Origin of the sequence: Mesorhizobium sp. M7A.F.Ca.CA.003.01.2.1, from assembly GCF_003998945.1 — a bacterium.
In the GTDB taxonomy this organism is placed as follows: Bacteria; Pseudomonadota; Alphaproteobacteria; order Rhizobiales; family Rhizobiaceae; genus Mesorhizobium; species Mesorhizobium ciceri.
Genome location: NZ_RZRA01000658.1, coordinates 1 through 3,300, shown reverse-complemented (window position 1 = coordinate 3,300; position 3,300 = coordinate 1). Strand labels below are relative to the sequence as shown.

The window sequence follows — 3,300 nt, the reverse complement described above, 5'->3', positions numbered from 1 at the left end:
GTCGGAGATTGCAGGCCCGGTCTTCGGTCACGCCATGCTCGGCAAACTCGACGCCGACCTGATCCACAATTTCGCCAGGCCCGGCGAGAGCGCGCTCGGCGAGCGCATCATCGTCCATGGCCGGGTGCTCGATGAACGCGGCGTTGGCGTACCCGGCGCGCTGCTCGAATTCTGGCAGGCCAATGCCGGCGGCCGCTACCGCCACAAGAAGGACGGCTATCTGGCGCCGCTCGACCCGAACTTTGGCGGCTGCGGGCGCGCCATAACAGGCGAGGATGGCGGCTACGCCTTTCGCACTGTCAAGCCCGGCCCCTATCCCTGGCCGAACGGGCCGAACGACTGGCGGCCCTCGCACATCCATTTCTCGGTCTTCGGCCACGGCTTTGCGCAGCGGCTGATCACGCAGATGTATTTCGAGGGTGATCCGCTGATCTGGCACTGCCCGATCGTGCGCGGCATCCCCGACAAGGCCGCCGTCGAAACGCTGATCGCCACGCTCGACATGCAGGCGACGATCCCCTTCGACGCGCGCGCCTACAAGTTCGACATCGTGCTGCGCGGGCGCCGCGCGTCGCTGTTCGAAAACAGGCTGGAGGGCAATTGATGGCCCAGTCGCTCGACCGGCTCAGGGAAAGCCCCTCGCAGACCGCCGGACCTTATGTTCATATCGGGCTGACGCCCAATTTCTGCGGCATCGGCGGCGTCTATGCGACCGACCTTGGTGCGACCATGGTCAACGACAAGACCAAGGGGGAGCGCATCGGCCTGCGCATCCGGGTGCTCGACGGTACCGGCACGCCGCTCAAGGATGCGCTGATCGAGATCTGGCAGGCAGATGCGGATGGGCTCTACAATTCGCCGGCTGAACTGCGCGGCGCGGCCGATCCGAACTTTTTCGGCTGGGGCCGTTGCCCGACCGACATGGACACCGGTCTGTGCACGTTCGAGACGATCAAGCCGGGCCGCGTGCCGTTCAGGGACGGAAGCCTGATGGCCCCGCACATCACCCTCTGGATCGTCGCGCGCGGCATCAATCTCGGCCTGCACACACGGCTGTATTTTTCCGATGAGGAAAAGGCCAATGCCGGGGATGCGATCCTGGCGCGCATCGAGCACCGCGTCCGCGTGCCGACGCTGATCGCCGAGCGCAACGGCGATATTTATGTTTTCGACATCCATCTCCAGCGGGAGAAGGAAACGGTCTTCTTCGACAGCTGATGGTCAGGAGGAGCAGGATATGACCGTATCGCCCTTCGACCATCCACTGCTCTCCGCTCTTCTCGGCGACGAGGAGGCGAACCGGCATTTTTCCATCGAGGCGGAAATCGAGGCGATGCTTGCCTTCGAGCGGGCGCTGGCGCAAGCGGAAGCTGAAAACGGGATTATCACCAAGGATGATGCCGCCGCGATCGTGGCCGCACTTGCCACATTCCGGCCCGACACCGCCTTGCTGCGGGCTGCCGTCGCCAAAGACGGCGTCATTGTGCCGGAACTGGTACGCCAGATCAGGGCGGCGGTCGGCGAACCGCATGGCGACAAAGTGCATCTCGGCGCAACCAGCCACGATGTCATCGATACCGGCCTGGTGTTTCGGCTGAAGTCCATCGTCGAGCATCTCGGCCTGCTCCTGACCGAGACCATTATACGGCTCGTCTCGCTCGAAGAGCGGTTTGGCGGCAGGGCGCTGACGGGAATGACGCGCATGCAGCCAGCCATTCCGATCAAAGCGGCCGACCGCGTCAGGACGTGGCGGGCGCCACTGCAACGGCATCAGGAAAGATTGTCGGAACAGTCGAGGCGTCTGCTGGTGGTGCAGTTCGGCGGTGCCGCCGGCACGCTGGAAAAGCTAGGCGACAAAGGTCCGGCGGTGCGCGCAGCACTGGCCGCAAAGCTCGGCCTTGGCGACGCCCCGCATTGGCAGAACCAGCGTGACGCACTCGCCGATTTCGCCGGCCTGATGTCGCTGCTATCAGGCAGCCTCGGCAAATTCGGCCAGGACATCGCGCTGATGGCGCAAGGTGGAACCGAGATCGAGCTTTCCGGCGGCGGCGGCTCTTCGGCCATGCCGCACAAGCAGAACCCGGTGAAGGCCGAAGCGCTGGTGGCGCTTGCCCGCTTCAACGCCACGCAGCTTGCGGGCATGCATCACGCGCTCGTGCATGAGCAGGAGCGCTCGGGCGCTGCCTGGACGCTGGAATGGCTATTGCTGCCGCAAATGGTCATCGCGACGGCCGCGTCGCTCCGCCTTGCCGCTGAGCTGGCCGCACAGGTCGAAAGTCTCGGCCACTGATGCGCACGCAAATCGTCATCGTCGGGTCCGGACCGTCCGGCCTGCTGCTTGGGCAGCTTCTGGCCGGCATCGGCGTCGAGACGGTCATTCTGGAACGCGCGAGCCGCGAGCACGTGCTTGGCCGAGTGCGGGCAGGGGTGCTCGAACAGGGCACCGTCGAATTGCTGGAACAGGCCGGCGCGGCGGCAAGGCTGCACGCGGAAGGACTGCCGCATTCCGGCATCTCGCTCGCCTTCGACGGACGCCTGCACCGCATCGACCTCGAGGCACTGACCGGCGGCAGGCATGTCACCGTCTATGGCCAGACCGAGGTGACGCACGATTTGATGGACAAGCGCGATGCGGACGGACTGACCACGATCTACGAGGCGGCAAATGTCGCGTTGCACGATTTCGACGGCGCCGCACCTTTCGCGACCTATGACAAGGACGGGGTCACGCATCGCATCGATTGCGACTTCATTGCCGGCTGTGACGGCTATCACGGCGTCAGCCGCAAATCGGTGCCCGAGCGTGCGCTGAAAATCTTCGAGCGGCAGTATCCGTTCGGCTGGCTCGGCGTGCTGGCCGAAGTGCCGCCGGCCGATCACGAACTGGTCTACGCCAATCATGAAAGGGGTTTTGCCCTGTGCTCGATGCGCTCGACGCACCGCAGCCGCTATTATGTGCAGTGTCCGCAGGACGATCGCGTCGAAGCCTGGCCGGACGAGCGCTTCTGGGACGAGCTGCGCCGCCGCTTGCCCGAGCAGACGGCGGCAAGCGTCGTCACCGGCCCATCCTTCGAGAAATCGATCGCGCCGCTGCGCTCCTTCGTTGCCGAGCCGATGCGCTTCGGCCGGCTGTTCCTGGTCGGCGACGCCGCCCACATCGTGCCGCCGACCGGCGCCAAGGGTCTGAACCTCGCTGCCAGCGACGTGCGCTATCTCTTCTCGGGTTTGTGCGACTTCTATCGCGACAAATCCGCGGCTGGCATCGACTGCTATTCGCAAAAGGCGCTGGCGCGGGTCTGG

4 protein-coding genes are annotated in these 3,300 nt (G+C 65.0%); all 4 read left to right on the top strand.

Annotated features, from left to right (window positions below):
• A partial coding sequence (pcaH, locus tag EN969_RS23165) for a protocatechuate 3,4-dioxygenase subunit beta (RefSeq protein ID WP_127419424.1) occupies window positions 1-604 on the top strand: 604 nt, incomplete at its 5' end.
• Entirely contained in the window at window positions 604-1,218 is a 615-nt protein-coding gene (pcaG, locus tag EN969_RS23160) for a protocatechuate 3,4-dioxygenase subunit alpha (RefSeq protein WP_063167582.1), read from the top strand. The genes pcaH and pcaG, both read left to right, overlap by 1 nt.
• A 19-nt stretch (window positions 1,219-1,237) precedes the next feature.
• Window positions 1,238-2,290, top strand: a complete 1,053-nt coding sequence (locus EN969_RS23155; RefSeq protein WP_063167583.1) for a 3-carboxy-cis,cis-muconate cycloisomerase — start codon at window positions 1,238-1,240, stop codon at window positions 2,288-2,290.
• A partial coding sequence (pobA, locus tag EN969_RS23150) for a 4-hydroxybenzoate 3-monooxygenase (RefSeq protein ID WP_127419423.1) occupies window positions 2,290-3,300 on the top strand: 1,011 nt, incomplete at its 3' end. The genes EN969_RS23155 and pobA, both read left to right, overlap by 1 nt.